This window comes from Yoonia sp. (assembly GCF_046292185.1).
Taxonomy (GTDB): domain Bacteria; phylum Pseudomonadota; class Alphaproteobacteria; order Rhodobacterales; family Rhodobacteraceae; genus Yoonia.
On sequence record NZ_JBKBQY010000015.1, the window covers coordinates 1 to 21,523 of the forward strand.

General features: G+C 60.5%; 18 protein-coding genes. 13 read left to right on the forward strand and 5 right to left on the reverse strand.

Annotation, left to right across the window (positions count from 1 at the left end; genetic code table 11):
* Nucleotides 1-899, forward strand: an 899-nt coding sequence (locus ACK4TM_RS04480) for a helicase-related protein (protein WP_409697367.1), incomplete at its 5' end; no start/stop codon positions are given.
* A gap of 27 nt (nt 900-926) precedes the next feature.
* Here ACK4TM_RS04480 and ACK4TM_RS04485 read toward each other — a convergent pair.
* From ACK4TM_RS04485 to ACK4TM_RS04500, 4 genes are all read right to left on the reverse strand, one after another.
* Nucleotides 927-1,430, reverse strand: coding sequence for an NYN domain-containing protein (locus ACK4TM_RS04485; RefSeq protein WP_409697370.1), 504 nt, complete (start codon nt 1,428-1,430; stop codon nt 927-929).
* Between the two features lie 10 nt (nt 1,431-1,440).
* On the reverse strand, nt 1,441-2,670 hold the full coding sequence (locus tag ACK4TM_RS04490; RefSeq protein WP_409697473.1) for an ABC transporter permease: 1,230 nt from the start codon (nt 2,668-2,670) through the stop codon (nt 1,441-1,443).
* 101 nt (nt 2,671-2,771) lie between these two features.
* The gene (locus ACK4TM_RS04495; protein WP_409697373.1) at nt 2,772-3,578 is read right to left on the reverse strand and encodes a taurine ABC transporter ATP-binding protein; all 807 of its coding nucleotides are present in this window, start codon (nt 3,576-3,578) and stop codon (nt 2,772-2,774) included.
* A gap of 81 nt (nt 3,579-3,659) precedes the next feature.
* On the reverse strand, nt 3,660-4,667 hold the full coding sequence (locus ACK4TM_RS04500; protein WP_409697376.1) for an ABC transporter substrate-binding protein: 1,008 nt from the start codon (nt 4,665-4,667) through the stop codon (nt 3,660-3,662).
* A 457-nt stretch (nt 4,668-5,124) separates the two neighbouring features.
* Between ACK4TM_RS04500 and ACK4TM_RS04505 the strand changes: the two genes are divergently transcribed.
* The 12 genes from ACK4TM_RS04505 (at nt 5,125) to ACK4TM_RS04560 (ending at nt 20,947) form a co-directional block, all read left to right on the forward strand.
* The gene (locus ACK4TM_RS04505) at nt 5,125-6,507 is read left to right on the forward strand and encodes an aspartate aminotransferase family protein (RefSeq protein ID WP_409697379.1); all 1,383 of its coding nucleotides are present in this window, start codon (nt 5,125-5,127) and stop codon (nt 6,505-6,507) included.
* Nucleotides 6,508-6,568: 61 nt separating this feature from the next.
* Nucleotides 6,569-8,023, forward strand: coding sequence for a PLP-dependent aminotransferase family protein (locus ACK4TM_RS04510; RefSeq protein WP_409697382.1), 1,455 nt, complete (start codon nt 6,569-6,571; stop codon nt 8,021-8,023).
* Nucleotides 8,024-8,124: 101 nt separating this feature from the next.
* A complete protein-coding gene (gene xsc, locus ACK4TM_RS04515) occupies nt 8,125-9,897 on the forward strand; it encodes a sulfoacetaldehyde acetyltransferase (protein ID WP_409697385.1) in 1,773 nt (590 codons plus the stop codon).
* A 2-nt stretch (nt 9,898-9,899) separates the two neighbouring features.
* Entirely contained in the window at nt 9,900-10,643 is a 744-nt protein-coding gene (locus tag ACK4TM_RS04520; RefSeq protein WP_409697388.1) for a TSUP family transporter, read from the forward strand.
* Between the two features lie 11 nt (nt 10,644-10,654).
* Nucleotides 10,655-11,593: a phosphate acyltransferase gene (locus ACK4TM_RS04525; protein ID WP_409697391.1), complete on the forward strand. Its 939-nt coding sequence runs from the start codon at nt 10,655-10,657 to the stop codon at nt 11,591-11,593.
* Entirely contained in the window at nt 11,590-12,651 is a 1,062-nt protein-coding gene (locus ACK4TM_RS04530; RefSeq protein WP_409697394.1) for an acetate/propionate family kinase, read from the forward strand. Before ACK4TM_RS04525 ends, ACK4TM_RS04530 begins: the two co-directional genes overlap by 4 nt.
* A gap of 21 nt (nt 12,652-12,672) precedes the next feature.
* The gene (locus ACK4TM_RS04535; protein WP_409697396.1) at nt 12,673-15,498 is read left to right on the forward strand and encodes a molybdopterin oxidoreductase family protein; all 2,826 of its coding nucleotides are present in this window, start codon (nt 12,673-12,675) and stop codon (nt 15,496-15,498) included.
* A gap of 194 nt (nt 15,499-15,692) precedes the next feature.
* On the forward strand, nt 15,693-16,454 hold the full coding sequence (locus ACK4TM_RS04540; RefSeq protein WP_409697399.1) for a 4Fe-4S dicluster domain-containing protein: 762 nt from the start codon (nt 15,693-15,695) through the stop codon (nt 16,452-16,454).
* Nucleotides 16,454-17,326 carry a dimethyl sulfoxide reductase anchor subunit family protein gene (locus ACK4TM_RS04545; protein WP_409697402.1) on the forward strand — a complete coding sequence of 291 codons (873 nt, stop codon included), beginning with the start codon at nt 16,454-16,456 and terminating at the stop codon, nt 17,324-17,326. The genes ACK4TM_RS04540 and ACK4TM_RS04545 overlap by 1 nt, the downstream gene beginning before the upstream one ends.
* Nucleotides 17,327-17,420: 94 nt before the next feature.
* The gene (locus tag ACK4TM_RS04550; protein ID WP_409697405.1) at nt 17,421-18,404 is read left to right on the forward strand and encodes a TAXI family TRAP transporter solute-binding subunit; all 984 of its coding nucleotides are present in this window, start codon (nt 17,421-17,423) and stop codon (nt 18,402-18,404) included.
* Entirely contained in the window at nt 18,401-18,880 is a 480-nt protein-coding gene (locus tag ACK4TM_RS04555; protein ID WP_409697407.1) for a DUF1850 domain-containing protein, read from the forward strand. The genes ACK4TM_RS04550 and ACK4TM_RS04555 overlap by 4 nt, the downstream gene beginning before the upstream one ends.
* 30 nt (nt 18,881-18,910) lie before the next feature.
* Nucleotides 18,911-20,947 (forward strand): TRAP transporter permease, encoded by a 2,037-nt coding sequence (locus ACK4TM_RS04560; protein ID WP_409697410.1) that lies wholly within the window; start codon nt 18,911-18,913, stop codon nt 20,945-20,947.
* Here the strand turns inward: ACK4TM_RS04560 and ACK4TM_RS04565 are convergent.
* Entirely contained in the window at nt 20,944-21,498 is a 555-nt protein-coding gene (locus ACK4TM_RS04565) for a TetR/AcrR family transcriptional regulator (RefSeq protein ID WP_409697414.1), read from the reverse strand. The genes ACK4TM_RS04560 and ACK4TM_RS04565 overlap by 4 nt on opposite strands.
* Between the last annotated feature and the right edge of the window lie 25 nt (nt 21,499-21,523).

Consider the following 21,523-nt stretch of genomic DNA (forward strand, 5'->3'; position numbering starts at 1 on the left):
TCACCGAACAGATCATCCGTCCGACCGGCCTGATCGACCCCCAGATCGAAATCCGCCCGGTTGAGACACAGGTCGATGATCTGCTGGACGAAGTGCGCAAGGTCGCCGCCGCTGGCTATCGTACGCTGGTCACGACCCTGACGAAACGTATGTCCGAAGACCTGACCGAATATATGCATGAACAGGGCATCCGTGTGCGCTATATGCACAGCGACATTGATACGATCGAACGCATCGAAATCCTGCGCGACCTGCGCCTTGGCGCCTTCGACGTGCTGATCGGGATCAACCTTTTGCGCGAAGGTCTGGATATCCCAGAATGCGGGCTGGTCGCCATTCTGGATGCGGACAAGGAAGGTTTCCTGCGGTCTGAAACCTCACTGGTGCAGACTATCGGGCGGGCCGCGCGGAATGCCGAAGGCCGGGTGATCATGTATGCCGACCGGATCACCGGCAGCATGGAACGGGCGATGAATGAAACCGAACGTCGCCGGACCAAGCAACTGGCCTATAACGAAGAACATGGCATCACCCCGACGACGGTGAAGAAGAATGTCGAGGATATTCTGGCCGGGCTTTACAAGGGCGACGTGGATATGAACCGCGTCACCGCGAAAATCGACAAAGGCCGGGGCGGCGGCAATATCCAGACTGTCATCGACGGTATCCGCACCGATATGCGCAAAGCCGCCGAGAATCTGGAATTCGAAGAAGCCGCGCGGCTGCGCGATGAATTGAAACGCCTGGAGGCGGTGGAACTGGCGATTGCCGATGATCCCCTGGCGCGACAACAGGCCGTGGACAAGGCGGTGGATGATGCGTCCCGCGCCTCTGGCCGCAGCACAGGTGGGCGCGGCGGAATGCGCGGCGGGAAGAGCAGGTATGGCGGCAAAAAATAACGCGTATGGTGCGTAGTCCTACGCACCTTACCGACGCCAGATCACCGCACCATCCCGGAAATTCCCGCGCAGCACGGCACCTTTGCGCGCAAGGTGCGGGAATTGCACGCGCCAGTCGCGGTATTGATCGTTGCTGACAACCTTCAGCCCGTGATCCGCTGCAAAGGCAAGGATCGCCTGATCCGCAATCACACCTTTGTCCACGACGCAGACATGCGCCTCTGACACGCCAATCGCGGCGGACAGATGTTTTTCGTTCATATAGCGGTCAGAAAGCTGATACCCGGCGCTGGCGTCAAAAAACACGATGGGCGTATGACCTTTGCCCTCCAGCGCGCGCAGAACGCGGGCCAGCACCATGGCCGAAGGCGCGCCGGCCCAGTGCATGACATTGGATCCATCCACCACGATGGCATTGCGGGGAACCTCGGACTCTGCATCCTGCGGCGGGGGCGGTTTGCGCCGCAGCACCAGCAGGATGACAAAGCCGATCAGTGCCGGTGCGAGTATCAGAAAATCAGTCAGTTGCATCGGGCGCGCCTTACCCTTTGCCTTTCCACGGCACCAGCACACGTTCCGCCCAGCGGATCAGCATGTCGATGCCGAAACCGATGATTCCGATCAATATGATCCCCATCAGGACGATATCGGTGCTTTGGAACCGCGAGGCGACCATGATCATCATACCCACACCCTTTTCCGCCGCGACCAGCTCTGCCGCGACGACAGTACCCCAACAGACCCCCATCGCGACACGCGCACCGGTGAAAATCTCGGGCAGGGAATTGGGGACGATGACATGGCGCATGATCTGCCATTTCGAAGCCCCTAGGGAATAGGCCGCATGGACTTTCGATATGCGCACCCCCGAAACGCCGGATCGCGCGGCGATTGCCATGATCCAGAGCGCGGCAAGAAACAGCAGGATGATCTTGCCGGTCTCGCCGATCCCTGCCCAGATGATCACCAAAGGGATTAGCGCCAGCGGCGGGACAGGGCGCATGAATTCAACAATCGGATCAAACCAACCACGAAACCAGTTTGATAGTCCCATTGCATAACCCAGAGGGATACCTACCAATGCGCCCAGCGCGAAACCCACGATCACCCGAAACAGCGAATAGCCCAGATGCTCGGCCAGCGTGGAATTGCGATAGCCCGCCGTCGCAATCTCGCCCAGCCGTGCCCAGACGGTTTCGGGCGCGGGCAGCCAGATCGGTTCCATCTGCATGCCCGTCGCGGGTATCACGTTCAGCGTGCCGCGGTCCGACATGGCGATACGGCCAAAATCTACATTCACAGAAACGCCCGGCGCGATCGGTTCGCCATTCACGGCCGTGATGAACGTATCCTCAGCGCGGCCCATCTCGTCGTTTTCGTCGACCCGCAGCAAGGCGTTGCGATAGGCAGGGATCGTCGCGGAATCGTTCTTGGCAATCCCTTCGCCCGGCTCAATCTCCGGCGCTTCGACACTGGCACCCACCGGGTGAACCAGAACCAAAACGGTGGCGTCGTCGGTTTCCCCTGTGGGCGTTGTGATCGTATAGGTAAACTCGCCCGTGCCCATAAATGCGCCCGGCGCGTGCAGGAACCCCGGCAACAGCTTTGATCCGGTAAAAGCAGCCCAAAGCACGAAAATCAGCACCACCGACACGACCGAGGCGACACCGTTCGATGTGACAGCACTTTCATCGCCGAAGGTGACTGTCTTGAGCGAAAAATAATCTTGCTTCGGCCGCAACACCCGCTTGATTCCAGTCCAGATCAGCATGGTGACAAGGATCAGCAGCACATAGCCGATTACATAAGGGGCGGCGCGCAGGATCGTGCCAAGCACGGCGACCAGTTCACCGCCAAGATCGCTGAGAAGGCTCATTGTGCAGTCTCCGTCCGGCCCATGATTTCTTCTTCCATGTCCCAGATCATCGACAGAATTTCTTCACGTGTGCTGGCAAACTCAGGGTGCTTTTTCACCTCGCGCAGGTCCTGACCCACGCCCATTTCGGCAAAGGGCAAACGATATTCGCGATGAATCCGCCCCGGACGCGGGGCCATGACCAGCAGGCGTTCGCCCAGCAGCAGCGCCTCTTCCACGGAATGGGTAATGAGGATGATGGTCTTGCCGGTCTCTTTCCACAGCTTCAGTACCAGTCCTTGCATCTTTTCGCGGGTCAAAGCATCCAGCGCGCCCAAAGGTTCATCCATCAGGATCACGTCAGGATCATTGGCCAGACAGCGCGCCAGGGCCACACGCTGCTGCATCCCGCCGGAAAGCTCGTAGACCGCCTTGTCCTTGAAATCCTGCAACCCCACGACATCAAGCAGATGATCGACGATCTGCGCCTTCTCAACCCTTGGCATGCCCTTCATTGACGGGCCAAAGCCGACGTTTTGACGCACGCTCATCCATTCGAACAGCGCCCCTTGCTGGAACACCATGCCGCGTTCTGCGCCCGGACCGCGCACGCGCTTGCCGTTCAGCACGACCTGCCCGCCGGTCGGGGCCAGAAACCCTGCCACGATATTCAGCAATGTCGTCTTGCCGCAGCCCGAAGGCCCGAGAACGCCGAGCAATTCGCCCGCCTTGAGGTCAAGCGAGACATCTTTCAGCGCCTGCACCGACGATCCGTTGGGCAGATCAAAGCGCATCGACAGATTGTCGATCTGTAATCCTGACATGGACTTCCCCCGTCTGGTCGATAATTCTCTGGATTGCGCCAAAGGATGACTGGCGCGTATGTCACGCGCCAGCCCTGCCTATCACATCTCGCTTGCAGTCGTCAGCGGGCCAAGATTGACCGTATCGGCATAGCTGTCCAGCGATGATGCGATGGACCCCGAGTCGACAAAGACATCGGCGACCCCTTTCATGAACGCGGGTGCATTGCTGCCCAGCCAAGCGTCGGACAATTGCTCTTCCAAGCTGGGGAAGACGAAGGTTTCCAACGTCTCGGCGGTGGCTGCCTCGTCCATGCCCGCATCCATCGCAATCACCGGCAGCATCTCTTCGCGGGCGGACCCTTCGTTCCATGCGGCATTCGCCTCTGCGGTGACCTTCAGGAAAGCGGCGACAAGTTCGGGGTTTTCAGCCACAAAGCTGGCCGGTGCAGATGTTACGTCAAAAACCAGAATGCCCAAGGCTTCCTTTTCTGCGCCGGTCAGCAGCACATTGCCGAATTCCATCATCCGGCGCAGCGACCCGCCCCAGCCGCAGGCCATATCGACCTGACCGTTCGCAATCGACGCAGCACCGTCGGGCGGTGCCATATCCACGATTTCAAGCGAGGCGAGGTCAATGCCAAAATGGTCCATCTGGCGCAGGAACCCGTAATGCGCAGCGGTTCCCAGCGGCACGGCGACTTTCTTGCCCGCCAGATCGCCAGCGGTATCCTTGTCGATTTCCAAGCCAGAGGCGACGACACAATTGTCATTGTCGGCATAGGACACCGCGACATCAAGGATTTGCAAATCCTGCCCTGCGGATGTCGCCACGACAAAGGGTGGCACACCCTGGCTAACCGACATCTGCACATCACCAGACGCCATCGCCGCCGACATCGCCGTACCTGCGTCAAAGCTGACCCAATTGACGCGCACGCCCAACGCCTCTTCATAGGTGCCGTTCACCTTGGCGTATTGAAACGGCATCGGCCATTCAAGGAAATATCCGATGGTGATTTCCTCGACCGCCTGCGCGCTGGCCATGCCGGCCCCCATCAGAACTGCAGCGCTGGCAACAGCGCCTTTCAACAATGTCTTGAGATTCATACGTCGTCTCCCGTGTTGTGACCTGCCGCGCAGATCATTGAACTGAATGCGGGTTGGTCCCGCTTTGAAATTAGCTGACCATACCTGCCGTAGGTTTCATAGCCCTGCACCGTCGGTCATAGGCACCTGATGCAGGCCAAGGCTGTCCTGCAGGATCAGGTCCCCTCAAGCGAACGAAAATGAGGCAGATGCGTCAATCATTGGATAATCTCCACCAGGGCCGAATTAATGCCTCAACAGGCCTATTGAACGGGATTTTATGTCACGAATTCATGACATTAAAGCAACATGACACGCGACCTGCCCCAGTCGCGCGCCCTGCGTTGGATATAAGCATGCGCGTCATCTGGCCCTATTGATCCCGCCCACAGACCCGTCACACTGCATGGCAATAAGGCATTGTGCGTATTGGATTCGCACAAGCTGCATTGCATTCCTCATTACGGAGCGGCCGGCTATGGATACCCTACACTTTGCAAATGACCCCGGTCACGTGATCGAGGCTGATCGAGCCCATGTCTGGCACCATCTCAGCCAGCACAAACCCTACGAAACCATCGACCCCCGCATCATCGTCGAAGGGCGCGGGCTGCGGGTCTGGGACATCAAGGGCACGGAACACATCGATGCCGTGTCCGGCGGGGTCTGGACCGTCAACATCGGCTATGGCCGCGAACGGATGGGCCGCGCGATTTCGGACGCCGTGACCAAGATGTGTTTCTTCGGCGGCTCACTCGGCACCATCCCCGGTGCGCAATTCGCGGAAATGCTGACCGCCAAGATGCCGGGGCTGGACCGCGTTTATTACGCGAACTCCGGGTCCGAGGCGAACGAAAAGGCGTTCAAGATGGTCCGCCAGATCAGCCACAAACATTACGGCGGTAAGAAATACAAAATCCTCTATCGTGACCGCGATTACCACGGCACCACGATTGGCGCGCTTTCCGCTGGCGGACAGGACGAACGCAACGCGCAATACGGCCCCTTCGCGCCCGGTTTCATTCGTGTCCCGCATTGTCTGGAATACCGCAGCCAAGACGGCAGTGTGGGCGAAGAATACGCCGCCAACGCCGCACAGGCGATCGAGGATGTGATCCTTGCCGAAGGCGCCGACACAATCGGCGCGCTCTGTCTGGAACCGATCACGGCAGGCGGCGGGATCATCGTGCCCCCCAAAGGCTATTGGGAACGGGTTCAGGAACTTTGCCGCAAATACGACATTCTGCTGCATATTGATGAGGTCGTCTGTGGCCTTGGCCGCACCGGCGCATGGTTCGGCTATCAGCAATTCGGCGTGCAACCCGATATCGTGACCATGGCGAAAGGCGTAGCCTCCGGCTATGCCGCTATTTCATGCTGCGTCACCACGAATGCCGTATTCGAGATGTTCAAGGACGACACTGACAAGCTGTCCTATTTCCGTGACATTTCGACCTTCGGCGGCTGCACGGCGGGGCCAGCCGCCGCTATCGAAAACATGAAGATCATCGAGGAAGAGGATTTGCTGGGCAATTCCGCCGCGATGGGCGCGCATCTGCAAGACAATCTGCATGCGCTGATGGACAAGCACAAATGGATCGGCGACGTGCGCGGCATGGGGCTATTTCAGGGCGCCGAATTGGTCACGGACCGCGCCAGCAAGGACCCCGTGGATGAAAAGAAAGTGGCGGCCATCGTGGCCGATTGCATGGCGCAGGGGATCATCATCGGCGCCACCAACCGCTCGTTGCCGGGCTATAACAATACCCTGCTGTTTGCGCCTGCACTAATCGCGACCAAGGACGATCTGAACCAGATCACCGATGCCGTAGATCAGGCGATCACCCGCGTTCTGGGATAAATCGCCCGCCTTGCCTTGGCCCTGAGATAAGTCCAGTCTGGACGGAACTTAGGGCCAGTGCATGTCAATCTCTGTCGAAAGCTTCTTTCTTGATTCCGGTGCGGTCGGCACCTTGCAGGCCCGCATCCAGCAGATGGTCGCGCAAGGCATCTTATCGGGCCGGTTCCGCCGCGGCGAAAGGCTGCCATCGTCACGCATGATGGCACAGCATCTGGGCGTCAGCCGGATCACCGTCACGCTTGCCTATACCGAACTCGTCGCTGATGATTACCTGATCGCGCGCGGCCGCTCAGGCTATTACGTCTCCGGCAACGCACCTGAACCGCCCGCGTTTACCGCAACGCGGGCGCAGACCGGCACGGTAGATTGGTCCCGCACGATCGGGCAAAGATTCACGCCCGGGCTCAGCCTCGACAAGCCAAGCGACTGGGCTGATTACCGCTATCCGTTCATCTATGGACAGGCCGACAAGACGCTGTTCGACAGCGCCAACTGGCGGCTTTGCGCGCTTCGTGCGCTTGGCATGCGGGATTTCGGCGCGTTGACGGCGGATTACTTTGACGGCGACGATCCGCAACTGGTGGAATTCATCAGCCGCCAGACCCTTCCACGTCGGGGTATTGTGGCGAACCCGGATGAAATCCTGATCACGATGGGCGCGCAGAACGCGCTCTGGCTGTCGGCACAGGTTCTGCTGAACAGCCGCCGCCGTGCCGCGATCGAGGACCCCTGCTACCCAGCCCTGCGCAATATCCTGACACAATCGCGCTGCCATCTCAGCGTGGTGCCTGTCGATCAGGACGGCCTGCCGCCAGACGATCTGCCCCCGGATATCGACGTGGTCTTTACCACGCCCAGCCATCAATGCCCGACCGCGACGACCATGCCGCTCGACCGGCGCAAGGCGCTGATTGACCAGGCCGAGACGCAGGATTTCATCATCGTAGAAGATGACTATGAATTCGAAATGTCGTTTCTGAAATCCCCGTCCCCTTCGCTGAAATCCCTCGATCAGCACGGGCGGGTGATCTATGTCGGATCATTTTCCAAATCCCTTTTCCCGGGCCTGCGCCTTGGGTATCTGGTCGGCCCGGAGCCATTCATCCGCGAGGCACGCGCGTTGCGCGCCACTGTTCTGCGCCACCCGCCCGGCCACATCCAGCGTACCACAAGCTATTACCTGTCACTGGGTCACTACGACGCGCTCATCCGCCGGATGAGCCGTGCCTATCACGAAAGACGTGGTATTCTTGAAACCGCTTTGCACAAGCATAACTTGCGCATCGCGGGGCAAAGCAATTCGGGCGGATCGTCCGTCTGGGTACGGATGCCGGATGGCACTGACACCACGGTACTTGCGCTGCAATTGCGCGCGCAGGGCGTGCTGGTTGAACCCGGCGCACCGTTCTTTGCCAGCGAAACGCCACCCACGGAATATCTGCGTCTGGCCTATTCTTCGATCCCCGCCAGCCGGATCGCAGAAGGCGTCCAGCTCATCGCTCAGGCGCTAAGGTAACGTCGCTGGACCTAAGGCCCCAGGGTGACTGGCCCTAACTCGTATATCTCGTTGGACCTATGGTCCGCGTTAATCCCCTATTTTGCTCAAGGACGTGCGCAATGAAAATGACCACCGAAGAAGCCTTTGTCAAAACGCTGCAGGCGCATGGCATCCGCCACGCTTTCGGGATCATCGGGTCCGCCATGATGCCTATTTCCGATATCTTCCCTGCCGCTGGCATCACTTTCTGGGATTGCGCACACGAAGGCTCGGCAGGCATGATGGCGGACGGTTACACCCGCGCGACGGGCGAGATGTCGATGATGATCGCCCAGAACGGCCCCGGCATCACCAATTTCGTCACCGCCGTCAAAACCGCCTATTGGAACCACACGCCCTGCCTGCTGGTCACGCCACAAGCCGCGAACAAGACCATCGGTCAGGGCGGGTTTCAGGAAATGGAACAGATGAACCTGTTCCGCGACTGCGTCGCCTATCAGGAAGAGGTCCGCGATCCGACACGCATCTGCGAAGTGCTGGCGCGTGTCATCGCCAAGGCCAAGCGCCTGTCAGGGCCTGCGCAGATCAACATCCCCCGCGATTTCTGGACGCAGGTGATCGACATCGCCATCCCGCAGCCGGTGGAATTCGAAACCAGCCCCGGCGGGACGGAATCCATCGCCAAGGCGGCGCAGATGCTGTCAGAGGCGAAGTTTCCCGTGATCCTCAACGGCGCGGGCGTCGTGCTGGCGGCAGGCGGGATCGAGTCGTCGCGCATACTGGCCGAACGGCTCGATGCGCCAGTCTGCGTGGGCTACCAGCATAACGATGCTTTCCCCGGCAGCCATCCTTTGTTCGCTGGGCCTTTGGGATATAACGGGTCCAAGGCCGGAATGGAGCTGATCAGCAAGGCCGATGTTGTGCTGGCGCTTGGCACAAGGCTGAACCCGTTTTCCACGCTGCCCGGCTATGGCATCGATTACTGGCCGACTGATGCGCAGATCATTCAAGTCGATATCAATCCCGACCGGATCGGGCTGACCAAAAAAATAACCGTCGGGATCGTCGGCGACGCGGCCAAGGTCGCGCGTGGCATCAACGCGCATCTGTCCGACTCCGCAGGCGATGCAGGTCGCGCTGACCGCAAGGCATTGATTGCGCAGAAAAAGTCCGCCTGGGCACAGGAACTGACATCGCTTGACCACGAACAGGACGATCCGGGCACCACATGGAACGAACGCGCCCGCGCCGCGCGCCCCGACTGGATGTCGCCGCGTCAGGCGTGGCGCGCGATTCAGGCGGCCATGCCCGAGGAGGCGATCATCAGTTCCGACATCGGCAACAATTGCGCCATCGGTAACGCCTACCCGACCTTCCCCGCGGGGAGAAAATACCTCGCCCCCGGATTGTTCGGCCCCTGCGGCTATGGCCTGCCCGCCATCATCGGCGCAAAGATCGGGCAGCCCGATATGCCGGTCATCGGTTTCGCCGGTGACGGGGCGTTCGGAATTTCGGTTAACGAACTGACCGCGATTGGCCGCGACGAATGGCCCGCGATCACGCAGATCGTTTTTCGCAATTACCAGTGGGGCGCGGAAAAGCGCAATTCGACGCTATGGTTCGATGACAATTTCGTCGGCACCGAACTCGATATGAAAGTTTCCTATGCCGGCATCGCGCAGGCCTGTGGACTAAAAGGCGTGCAGGTCAGGACGATGGATGAACTGACCGGCGCGCTGCGGACCGCGATCAAGGACCAGATGCACAACCACGAAACCACCCTGATCGAGGTCATCCTCAATCAGGAACTTGGGGAACCTTTCCGCCGTGACGCGATGAAAAAGCCGGTCAAAGTCGCAGGCATTTCCGCGGCTGACATGGCTGTCCAGTAACCTTGCCGTTCGACCTTGGCCCCGGCACCGCGGTTGCACTGGCCTTTGCCCTGCTGGGTGCGGCCTTTGTGCGCGGCTATTCGGGCTTTGGCTTTTCAGCGATCTTCATCGCCTTTGCCGCGCTGTTCACCAACCCCTTGCCACTGATCCCGGTGGTTTTCGCCTGCGAGATCATGATGACCACCTTTCAGGCCCGCGGCATTCGCGGCGATATCGACTGGTGGCGTGTTGCATGGCTGATGCTGGGGGCCGCGATTGCCCTGCCGTTTTCGGTCACCGTGATGTTGTCTGTGGGCGAAGACACAGCACGCATCATCATTTCCGGCGTGATCCTGCTGCTGGCGCTTTTCCTACTGTCGGGGTGGACATTGCGGCACCGCATTGGCGCGCTGGGGCACGGCAGCGTCGGGATCGTGTCCGGCATGTGCAACAGCGCAGGGATCGGCGGTTTGCCGGTCGCCGCCTTCATGTCCGCGCAACCGATGCATTCGGCGACGTTCCGCGCCACGATGATCGTCTATCTGACTGCGCTCGACCTGATCACGCTGCCGCTGTTGTGGATGGGCGGGCTGGTCACACGGGACACTGCCATCGCCGCATTTTTGGCTTTCCCGATCCTTGGCATCGGAGTCTGGCTGGGCGGGCGGCGGTTTCTTGCGGCTTCGCCCACGGCATTCCGCAGATCGGCAGTTTTGCTCTTGCTCATACTCTCTGCGCTCGGTCTGATCCGTGCGATGGTCACTTAAAGGGCAGAGCAATGCATGATGATTTCCCCTTCCTGTCACGAACCAAGCCGCATTGTCCCCAGGCGCTGCGCGACCGCGCGCGCGATCTGCCGGTCCCACGTGTTGCCTTGGTCAACGCCGGTGGTGCGATCCCGCTGCAGGGTCTGCGCGAGGCGGCGGAGCTCGGCCTCGCTGCACCAGTGCTGATCGGCGACACCGCGAAGATCGAGGCGGCAGCCCAACAGATCGGCTGGAACATCACCGGCCTGCCGCTGATCCATGCGCCGGGTGCAGCGGCATCGTCCAAGGCCGCCGAACTCGCGCGCGACGGCAAGGTGGATATGATCATGAAAGGTCAGGTGCATTCTTCGACGTTCCTGCAGGGGCTGCTGCCCAGCGCCGCCGGTCTGCGCGTGAAATCGACTCGTTGCGCGCATATCCTGCATATCACAACGCCGCATTCCGACCGACCGCTGCTGCTGACGGATGCCGCATTGAACGTGAACCCCGATGTGGCGACCCGTCAGGCGGCCCTGACGCTGGCTGTGCACCTGGCGCAGCATCTGGGCATCGAAACCCCGCGCGCAGGGATCCTCGCCCCGACCGAGGATGTGGTAGCCACCATACCCTTTACCGGCGAGGCGGCGATGATTGCTGCTTGGGCCAGAACCGCCCTGCCACAAGCCATCGTGGAGGGTCCGCTGGCGCTTGACCTGATCTTTTCACGCGCGGCGGCAGCGGCGAAAGGCGTGGCATCGGATGTCGCAGGCAACGCCGATATTATGCTGGTGCCAAATATCACGTCGGGCAATGCACTGTTCAAGCTGATGTCACTGGGCATGGGCTGTTGTGCCGCCGGCATCGTGCTAGGGGCCAAAGTCCCTATTCTGCTGACCAGCCGGTCACAAACCTCGGCCGACAGGATTGCTTCTGCCGCTTTGGGGATGATCGCAGCGGGGATGCCGCGATGATACTGGTCGTCAACGCCGGATCATCCTCGGTCAAGGTGGCGTTGTTTGATGCCGACCTGACGCGGCTGGTGTCGGGCGCGGTGACTGAAATCGGCAGCGCGGGGCAGGTCACCTTGGGCGCGACCAAAGCCGCGATCAATGCAGACAATCACACCGCAGCCCTACAGGCCCTGCTGCAAGCGCTGGACGCCAATGGCCATCCGATGACCGATCTGTCCGCCGCCGCACATCGGATCGTGCATGGCGGGGCGAGCCTGACAGCACCCATGCGCGTCACACCGGCCACGATCGCAGCCATAAGCGCCTGCAATGATCTGGCCCCGCTGCACAATCCACATAATCTGGCCGGAGTTGCCGCCATTTCCGACTCCTTGCCCGACCTGCCGCAATATGCCAGCTTTGACACCGCCTTTCATGCGACAAACCCCGCCTATGCCACCACCTATGCCCTGCCAGCCAGTGAACGCGCCAAAGGCATCCGCCGGTATGGATTTCATGGGCTCAGTTACCAAAGCCTTGTACACAGCTTTGCCGACACGCTGCCAGACCGCCTGCTCGCGCTGCATCTGGGCAATGGCGCATCGCTTTGCGCGATCAAGGCCGGGCTATCCGTTGCATCGTCGATGGGCTATTCCCCGCTTGATGGGCTGGTCATGGGCACACGTAGCGGCGGCATTGACGGCATGGCCGTGCTACGGCTGGCGCGCGACCACGGCATTGACGAAGCGGGCGATATCCTCAACAGCCAAAGCGGCCTGCTGGCCTTGGCCGGCACCAGCAACATGGCGCAGTTGTCGGAAACCGACAGCGACGCAGCCCGCTTTGCCGTCGCGCATTTCTGTTACTGGGCCGCGCGCCATGCGGGGTCTGCGATTGTCGCGATGGGCGGCGTCGATGCCGTAGCCTTCACCGGCGGAATCGGTGAAAACGCGAGCAAAATTCGCGACCGGATCATGGACCATCTTGCGTTTCTTGGTAAGGTGCCGGTGCATGTGATCGCCGCAGACGAAGAAAAGCAGATCGCCCGCGACGCGCTGGCCGTCGCAGCACAAGACTAAGCCCGCGAAAGGAGCCTGCACATGTCGCTTGACCAGCCCGCGCTTGACACATCGCCCCCCGTCTCGGACGAGGTGCGCAAGACGACGTGCTACATGTGCGCGTGCCGTTGCGGGATCAACGTGCATATGAAGGCAGGGAAAGTCGCCTATATCGAAGGCAACCGCGATCATCCGGTCAACAAAGGCGTGCTTTGCGCCAAAGGATCGGCCGGCATCATGCAGCATAACGCGCCATCGCGCCTGCGCGCGCCCTTGCGCCGTGTCGGCGAGCGCGGGTCGGGCGAATTCGAGGAAATCAGCTGGGAGGAGGCATTGCAGATAGCCACCGATTGGCTGGCGCCCATCCGCGAGAAACATCCTGAAAAGCTCGCCTTCTTCACCGGGCGCGACCAGTCGCAATCCTTCACCAGCTTCTGGGCGCAGGGGTTCGGCACGCCCAATTATGCGGCCCACGGCGGGTTTTGTTCGGTGAACATGGCCGCTGCCGGCATCTATACGATGGGCGGTGCCTTCTGGGAATTCGGTCAGCCCGACTGGGACCACACCAAATTGTTCATGCTGTTCGGCGTCGCCGAAGACCACGACAGCAACCCGATCAAGATGGGCATCGGCAAACTGAAAGCACGCGGCACGCGGATCATCGGCGTGAACCCGATCCGCACCGGATACAACGCCGTCGCAGACGACTGGGTCGGCATCACCCCCGGGACGGACGGGTTGTTCATTCTGGCGCTGGTGCATTGCCTGATGCAGGCAGGCAAGGTCGATCTGGACTATTTGGCGCGATTTACCAACGCCTCCGTGCTGGTGAACGAGGACCCCAAATCCAACGGTTTCGGCCTGTTTCTGCGCGACGACACAGGCCAGCCACAGGTCATCGACCGGCGCACCGGCGCGCTTGCGCCATGGAACGGGCAAGGGGTGGAGCCCGACCTTGCCGCGACCCACCGTGCGGCGGGCATCACGCATCGGCCCGTGTTCCACCTGATGGCTGATCGCTATCTTGATGCGTCCTATGCACCCGAGGCTGTGGCGGACCGCTGCGGTATCTCTGCCACCCGCATCCGCGCGATTGCAGCCGATTTGGCGCGTGTGGCGTTTGACGAGGCGATCAGCCTTGACCGGGAATGGACCGATTTCCGTGGCAAAAAGCACAGCCGGATGATCGGTCGCCCCGTCAGTTTCCACGCGATGCGGGGCATTTCCGCCCATTCCAACGGTTTCCAGACCTGCCGCGCGCTGCATGTGCTGCAGATTATTCTCGGTGCGGTCGAAACGCCCGGTGGCATGCGCTTCAAACCGCCCTACCCCAAACCCGCAACCGCCCACCCCAAGCCGCATGGCAAGGTGACACCTGGTGCACCCCTCGACGGTCCACATCTGGGCTATGTCCAAGGGCCGGAAGATCTGTTGCTGCACGATGACGGAACCCCTATCCGCATCGACAAGGCTTTTTCATGGGAAAACCCGATGTCCGCCCACGCGTTGATGCATATGGTCATCAGCAACGCCCATGCCGGCGATCCCTACAAGATCGACACGTTGTTCATGTATATGGCGAATATGTCGTGGAATTCGTCAATGAATGTGGGCGGCGTCCACAAAATGCTGACCGACAAGGATGACAACGGCGATTATGTCATTCCCCGCATCATCTATTCGGATGCCTATTCGTCCGAAATGGTGGCCTATGCCGACCTGATCCTGCCCGACACGACCTATCTGGAACGACACGACTGCATCAGCCTGCTCGACCGCCCGATCAGCGAGGCTGACGGGGTGGCCGATGCGATCCGCTGGCCAGTGGTGGAACCAGACCGCGACGTGCGCGGGTTCCAATCGGTGCTGTGTGATCTGGGCGGACGGCTGGGCCTGCCGGGGTTCGTCAATGATGACGGCAGCGCCAAATACAAGGATTACGCAGATTACATCACCAACCACATCCGCCGCCCCGGCATCGGGCCGCTGGCGGGGTTCCGTGATGCAGATGGCAAGGGCCAAGGACGCGGCACCGCCAACCCCGATCAGTTGCAGAACTACATCGAAAATGGTGGTTTCTGGGTCAGCCACGTTCCTGAAAACTGCGCCTATTACAAACCATTCAGCGCCGAGTATCAGGAATGGGCGGTGAAAATGGGCTTCTACGACGTGGTCCAGCCCTATATCTTCCAGCTCTACGTCGAACCCTTGCGCAAATTTCAGGCTGCCGCCGAAGGCATCGGATCGCGCCAACCGCCAGACCACCTGCGTGGCCAGATCAAGGCGACGATGGACCCGCTGCCGATCTGGTATCCGCCGTTCGAAGATGGGCATGTCGATCCGGTGGAATATCCGATCCACGCGCTGACCCAGCGCCCGATGGCAATGTATCATTCATGGGGGTCGCAAAACGCCTGGCTGCGCCAGATCCATGGGCATAACCCGCTTTATGTGCCGACCAAAGTCTGGGACAAACATGGTTTCAAGGATGGCGACTGGGCGCGCGTCACTTCTGCGCATGGGTCGATCACGGTGCCCGTCGCGCATCAGGCGGCGCTGAACGAGAACACGATCTGGACATGGAACGCTATCGGCAAACGCAAAGGTGCTTGGGCGCTGGACAAGGATGCGCCCGAGGCGACCAAGGGTTTTCTGCTCAACCACCTGATACATGAACTTTTGCCGCCTCGCGGTGACGGCCTGCGTTGGGCGAACTCCGATCCGGTGACGGGGCAAGCCGCGTGGTTCGATCTGCGCGTGAAGATCGAAAGATCCGGCACCCCGAACGAAGCGCAACCCGTCATGCCTGCCATCACGTCACCGGTGCCGCCCGCCCCAGAAAACCTTGCATGGAAGGCCGGGCAATGAGCAAACGCCGGATCATTCTGCTGATCGCCCTGTTCGTCGCGCTGACACTTGGCAGTTTCATCTGGTTCATCGCCACATGGGACCCAGGCCTGCGCGGCCCAATTGGATAATCACGCAATGCCGCCGCATCATCATAGCCCGTCAAGTCGTGCCTTTCTCCGGACGGGCGCGCCCTCTCAGCCAAGGCCGTTCACATGACCCAATTGCCAGCCAGCACCGCCAAGAAACTCGGCCTTGTCATCGATCTGGACACCTGCGTTGGCTGCCACGCCTGCGTGATTTCCTGCAAGGGCTGGAACACCGAAAACTACGGCGCGCCACTGTCGGATCAGGATGCCTATGGTGCGGACCCGTCAGGCACTTTCCTCAACCGGGTCCATTCCTATGAGGTGCAGCCGGAAAACGGCACCGCCCAGCTGATCCACTTTCCAAAATCCTGCTTGCATTGCGAAGATGCGCCTTGCGTCACGGTCTGCCCCACAGGGGCCAGCTACAAGCGCGCCGAGGACGGGATCGTGCTGGTCAATGAAAGCGATTGCATCGGCTGCGGGCTTTGCGCCTGGGCTTGCCCTTACGGCGCGCGGGAACTGGACGCCAAAGAAGGCGTGATGAAGAAATGCACGCTCTGCGTCGACAGAATCTATAACGAAAACCTGCCCGTTGAAGACCGCGAACCCGCCTGCGTGCGCACCTGCCCTGCCGGCGCAAGGCATTTCGGTGATCTGGGTGATCCCGACAGCGATGTATCCCAACTGGTCGCGGAACGCGGGGGCTTTGATCTGATGCCGGAACAAGGCACCAAGCCTGTGAACAAATATCTGCCACCTCGCCCCAAGGATCAGGCACCCGAATACGACGTGCTGGCCCCCTATCTGAAGCCTGTAGCCACGTCCGGCACCAGCTTTGCGCATTGGCTGGACAAGGCATTGTCCGCCCTGCCCGGGGGCGCCAGATAATGCACCCCGCACCATCCGTCATCATCTTCACGACATTTTCAGGCCTCGGGTTCGGCCTGCTGTTCTGGCTTGGCATCGGCGCGATCACCCCCACCGGCGTCATGGCATTCATCTGGTTCACGATCGCCTATCTGGCGGCGGTGGGCGGGCTTCTGGCGTCCGCCTTCCACCTCGGCCGCCCGGAACGCGCGATCAAGGCGTTCAGGCAATGGCAGACAAGCTGGCTATCGCGCGAAGGGATCTGCGCGGTCGCCACATTGTTGATCATGGCGGCCTATGGCGCAGGACTGGTGTTTTTCGGTGCGGCCCTGCCCGTAGTGGGCTGGATCGGGGGACTTGGGGCGCTGGCGACCATTTTCACCACGTCGATGATCTATGCCCAGCTCAGAACCGTGCCGCGCTGGCGGCATTGGACGACGCCTGCACTGTTTCTGGCCCTGTCGCTTGGCGGCGGGGCGCTGCTGGCCGGGCAAGTTACCGAAGCCATTCTATTGCTGGTGATCGCGGGGGCATTGCAGATCTATGCCTGGATCACGGGCGACACACGGCTGGCCCGTTCCGGCACGGATATGGCGACAGCCACAGGGCTGGGCAATATCGGCACCGTCCGCGCATTTGAACCACCCCATACCGGCACCAATTACCTGATGCGCGAATTCATCCATGTCGTGGGTCGCAAACATGCCACCATCTTGCGGGTGCTGGCGCTGGCATTCGGCTTTGTGCTGCCGGTCGTATTCCTGCTGCTGCCGTTCAGCCATGTCTGGGGCGCACTTGCTCTGATCAGCCATATCGCGGGGGTGTTGGTGCTGCGCTGGCTGTTTTTCGCACAGGCCGAACATGTCGTCGGGCTCTATTACGGCAAGCGGTGAACCTTGCCATGGCGTGCGGAAGATTCTAGCCTTCGGACAGACGGCGAAGGCGGATCCAACCGTCCGCATCTGACTGAACATGGAGGAGAATAACATGACCACATTCATCAACCAGAGGCTGCGCGCCTTTGCGGCCCCTGCAGCCATCGCGCTGGCCTGCCTTGGCAGCGCGGCGCAGGCCCAGGAATTGTCCATCGCCACAGGCGGCACTGGGGGCGTCTATTATCCCTATGGCGGCGGTCTGGCAGAGGTGATCGGCAACCATGTTGACGGCTACACCGCAAGCGTCGAAGTGACCGGCGCATCAGTCGAAAACATGGCGCTGATCCAGCGCGGCGAAAGCGATATGGCGTTGGTCTTGGCCGACACGCTGTTCCAGGCCTATAATGGCACCGATGCATTCGAAGGCCGCCAGATTCCCGAGGCACGCGCCCTTGCCTCGATCTATCCCAATGCAGTGCAGTTGGTGACACTCGCCGGCAGCGGCATCACCAGCATCGAAGACCTGCGCGGTCAGCGTGTATCGGTTGGCGCCCCCGGTTCGGGCACCGAGCTGAGCGCGCAAATGATCTTGGATGCCAATGGCATCACCTATGATGATTTCGACGCCCAGCGGCTGAACTTCAACGAAACGGCCGATGCGATCCGCGACGGTGATATCATTGCAGGGTTCTGGAGCGTGGGGCCACCGACATCATCCATCATGAACCTCGCCGCGACCCGCGATATCGCGCTGATCGGCTTCAGCGACGCTGAAATCGCCGCCGCCCAGGAGGTGGAGCCGACATTCGCCGCCTTTACACTGCCTGCGGGCATGTATGACGGCATGGACGAAGATGTGCAGACCATGTCGACACCCAACGTATTGGTCGTGCATGCGGACATGGACGAAGAGCTGGCCTATAACATCACCAAGGCGATGTATGACAATGTCGCCGATCTGATTGCGATCCATCCAGCGGCCAATGACACGACGGTTGAATTCTCAGTCGCTTCGACCCCGATCCCGTTCCATCCCGGCGCATTGCGTTATCTCGAAGAGATCGGCGCAGGCGTGCAGGATCATCAACGACCATGATCAAGACGCTGACAGGGCGATCCTTTTGGGTCGCCCTGTTGGTCTGTACCGGTCTTTGGCCCGCGCAAGTATTGGCGCAGACCCTGCAGATCAGGCAAAACGATACAGCCGCATCGCTGGGGCAATTGCCTTTTGCGCCGGGACAGGAAATCTGCCTGCATTGGCAGCATTCGGTCACCGGCGGTGACGTCGCCGATTGCTTTGAGAACCGGGCCGGGCGCATGACGTTGACCCGGTCCTATCTGCACGATTTTGCTGCCGGTCTGGGCGACATCGCCGGTCGCGGCACGATACAGCCCGCCGCACATGGCGGCTATTGGATCACCGGCATGGCCGACACGATCCCCGGCAACAGCCTGGCTTTGCGTGTCGGGGACAGGGCAGTAAACCACCGCCTGAAAATGGGCGATCTGATATTGCGGCTCAGCCAGATTGCGCCGCGGACCCTAGTGCATCTGCGCTTGCAAGCCGATTAAACTGATACTCGCCTGACACAGGACCTCATCATGAACACGACGCCATCGGTGACGCCCCCCCCGGACCTGCCTGCAAACCTGCAATCGGCAGATGCCGTCCAGCCGCGGCCCATCTTGTGGATCATCACACTGACAGCGATCACCATGTCGCTGTTCCAGATGTATACGGCGGGGATTTCGCCGATGGGGTTGTTCTATCAACGCTCGGCGCATCTGGGCTTTGTGCTGTTTCTCGCCTTTCTGATCTTTCCCATCACCGGCGCGACCAGATCGCGCGGCACCCTTGGCTGGATCGCTGATGCCGGGTTTTTGACTGCGGCCTTTCTCAGCGGGTTCTACATCTTTTACTTTCTTGACGATATTGTCAGCCGCGCCGGTTGGTGGTCGCGCACCGATATCATCATGGGCATCATCGCCACCGTCGCCGTGCTGGAGGCAAGTCGCCGTGTCGTCGGCCTTGGCATGACGATCATCGGATTGATCGCCATCGCCTATGCGCTGGCCGGACCGCGCGGCGCGCTGCCCTGGCTGGGCGAATGGATGCCCGGTATCCTGTCGCATCGCGGGGCCAGTGTGGACCGTCTGATCGGGCAGCTTTATCTGGGGCAGGAAGGTATCTTTGGCCTGCCCTTGGGTGTCGCGGCCACCTATGTGTTCATGTTCGTCCTGTTCGGCGCCTTTCTCGAAGTCACCGGCGCGGGCAAATTTTTCATTGATCTGGCTTTCGCCGCCACGGGCCGCAAACCGGGCGGGCCTGCCAAGGCTGCCGTCATCGCCTCGGCCGGGATGGGGTCGATTTCAGGGTCTGCCATCGCCAATGTCGTCACGACAGGGGCCTTTACCATCCCGCTGATGAAAAAACTGGGCTACAAACCCAAAGAGGCAGGCGGGATCGAAGCTGCAGCCTCCACTGGCGGGCAGATCACGCCACCATTGATGGGTGCGGGTGCCTTTTTGATCTCGGAATACACCAATGTGCCTTATATCGAGATTGTCATGGTCTCGATCTTTCCGGCGATCCTGTATCTGGGGACAGTCTACCTTTTCGTGCATCTGGTCGCGATGAAGGCGGGCATGACGGGGATGAAAGCCTCTGAATTGCCGGTCATACGGCACGTGCTGGCGGCAGGGTGGCAGTTCATCGTTCCGCTACTGGTGCTGATCTATCTGCTGGTCAACAATATCTCGCCCACGCGGGTGGGGTTCTGGGCGATCATCTCGGTCATCGCTGTCACGGCGCTGCGCTCGGGGTTCACGCTGATTGTGCTTGACCCGCAGAACGGCAAACCACTGAGCTTTGACCGGCTGCGCGATGCGGTCATCAGCGGTCTGAAATTGATGGCACAGGCGCTGGAACTGGGCGCGCGCAATGCGGTTGCGGTCAGCGTCGCCTGCGCGGTCGCCGGGATCATTGTGGGCGTTGTCGGTTTAACGGGGCTGGGGCTGAAATTCTCATCCATGATGATTTCGATGTCGGGGGGCAGTCTGGTGCTGGCGCTGATCTTTGTGCTGATCGCCAGCCTGATCCTTGGCATGGGACTGCCGGTGACGGCTGCTTATATTGTGCTGATTGTTCTCGTCGGCCCCGCGCTGAGCAATGAATTCGGAGTGCCACTGCTAATCGCGCATCTGGTCGTATTCTGGTATTCACAGGACAGCAACGTTACACCACCGATTGCCCTCGCTGGTTTTGCGGGCGCGGCGATTGCGGGGTCCAAACCGATGGAAACCAGCATGCAGGCGTGGAAATATGCCAAGGGCCTTTACCTGATCCCTGCCTTCATGGTGTTCAATCCCGAAATCATCATGGGCGGTGAAACCTGGTATGTGATCTGGACCGGCGTTCTGGTGGTGATCGGACTGGTGGGCTTTGCCGCCGCGATCGAGGGCTATCTGTTCACATGGATGGACAAACTGTCGCGCCTGCTGATCATCCCCGGCGTGATCTGCATTTTCAACCCCAGTGAATTGATCGAGGCTGCGGGCGGCATGTTCGTGCTGGCCTTGTTGGTGTGGAACTTCGTGATCTCGCGGCGCGTCAGCGCAGCAGGCAGCCCGACGGCCTAAACCTCTCGGGTGCGCAATTCGTTGCGCACCCAAGCAATTACTTTAGCGATTTCGTCATCATCCAGCACGTCAGTCCCCAGCAGTTTCATCGCCCGCAACGCATGGACGACCAGAAACGCGATGGTTGCAAAGTCTGCATCACCCGCATCGGCACGGATCCGGTCCAGAAAATCGCGTTCCTGCGCGCGCACCGGTTCGAGCAATTGCGGGTTTTCTGCCAAAGCAGCCAACAGTCCCGATGCCGGCGGGCGTTGCCGCGCACATTCCTGCATGAACTGATCAAGATAGGCGCAGATCGCTGCATTGGGGCGGCCCGTCGCCTCTTGCGCGCGCAACGCATCATCTAGGCGCTGCAGGTGATATGATACCAATGCCTCCAGCAACTTGGCCTTGGACGGGAAATGGTACAGCAACCCGCCCTTGGACACGCCCGCCTCTGCGGCGACAGCGTCCAGCGACAGATTGCCCGGCCCCAACCGGCGCGCAAGTGTCTCTGCCGCATCCAAAAGCCGTTGTCTGGTCGTCCCCGGTTGCTGTGGTGATCGCGCCATGGTTCTGGTCCCCCAAGCGTTGACT

Bases quoted from the DNA above. Each gene is read 5' to 3' on its own strand.
- ACK4TM_RS04560 (WP_409697410.1), top strand. From the start codon at position 18,911: ATGAACACGACGCCATCGGTGACGCCCCCCCCGGACCTGCCTGCAAAC.
- xsc (WP_409697385.1), top strand. From the start codon at position 8,125: ATGAAAATGACCACCGAAGAAGCCTTTGTCAAAACGCTGCAGGCGCAT.
- ACK4TM_RS04505 (WP_409697379.1), top strand. From the start codon at position 5,125: ATGGATACCCTACACTTTGCAAATGACCCCGGTCACGTGATCGAGGCT.
- ACK4TM_RS04530 (WP_409697394.1), top strand. From the start codon at position 11,590: ATGATACTGGTCGTCAACGCCGGATCATCCTCGGTCAAGGTGGCGTTG.
- ACK4TM_RS04490 (WP_409697473.1), bottom strand. From the start codon at position 2,670: ATGCTGATCTGGACTGGAATCAAGCGGGTGTTGCGGCCGAAGCAAGAT.
- ACK4TM_RS04525 (WP_409697391.1), top strand. From the start codon at position 10,655: ATGCATGATGATTTCCCCTTCCTGTCACGAACCAAGCCGCATTGTCCC.
- ACK4TM_RS04555 (WP_409697407.1), top strand. From the start codon at position 18,401: ATGATCAAGACGCTGACAGGGCGATCCTTTTGGGTCGCCCTGTTGGTC.
- ACK4TM_RS04540 (WP_409697399.1), top strand. From the start codon at position 15,693: ATGACCCAATTGCCAGCCAGCACCGCCAAGAAACTCGGCCTTGTCATC.
- ACK4TM_RS04565 (WP_409697414.1), bottom strand. From the start codon at position 21,498: ATGGCGCGATCACCACAGCAACCGGGGACGACCAGACAACGGCTTTTG.
- ACK4TM_RS04535 (WP_409697396.1), top strand. From the start codon at position 12,673: ATGTCGCTTGACCAGCCCGCGCTTGACACATCGCCCCCCGTCTCGGAC.
- ACK4TM_RS04495 (WP_409697373.1), bottom strand. From the start codon at position 3,578: ATGTCAGGATTACAGATCGACAATCTGTCGATGCGCTTTGATCTGCCC.
- ACK4TM_RS04500 (WP_409697376.1), bottom strand. From the start codon at position 4,667: ATGAATCTCAAGACATTGTTGAAAGGCGCTGTTGCCAGCGCTGCAGTT.
- ACK4TM_RS04550 (WP_409697405.1), top strand. From the start codon at position 17,421: ATGACCACATTCATCAACCAGAGGCTGCGCGCCTTTGCGGCCCCTGCA.
- ACK4TM_RS04545 (WP_409697402.1), top strand. From the start codon at position 16,454: ATGCACCCCGCACCATCCGTCATCATCTTCACGACATTTTCAGGCCTC.
- ACK4TM_RS04510 (WP_409697382.1), top strand. From the start codon at position 6,569: ATGTCAATCTCTGTCGAAAGCTTCTTTCTTGATTCCGGTGCGGTCGGC.
- ACK4TM_RS04485 (WP_409697370.1), bottom strand. From the start codon at position 1,430: ATGCAACTGACTGATTTTCTGATACTCGCACCGGCACTGATCGGCTTT.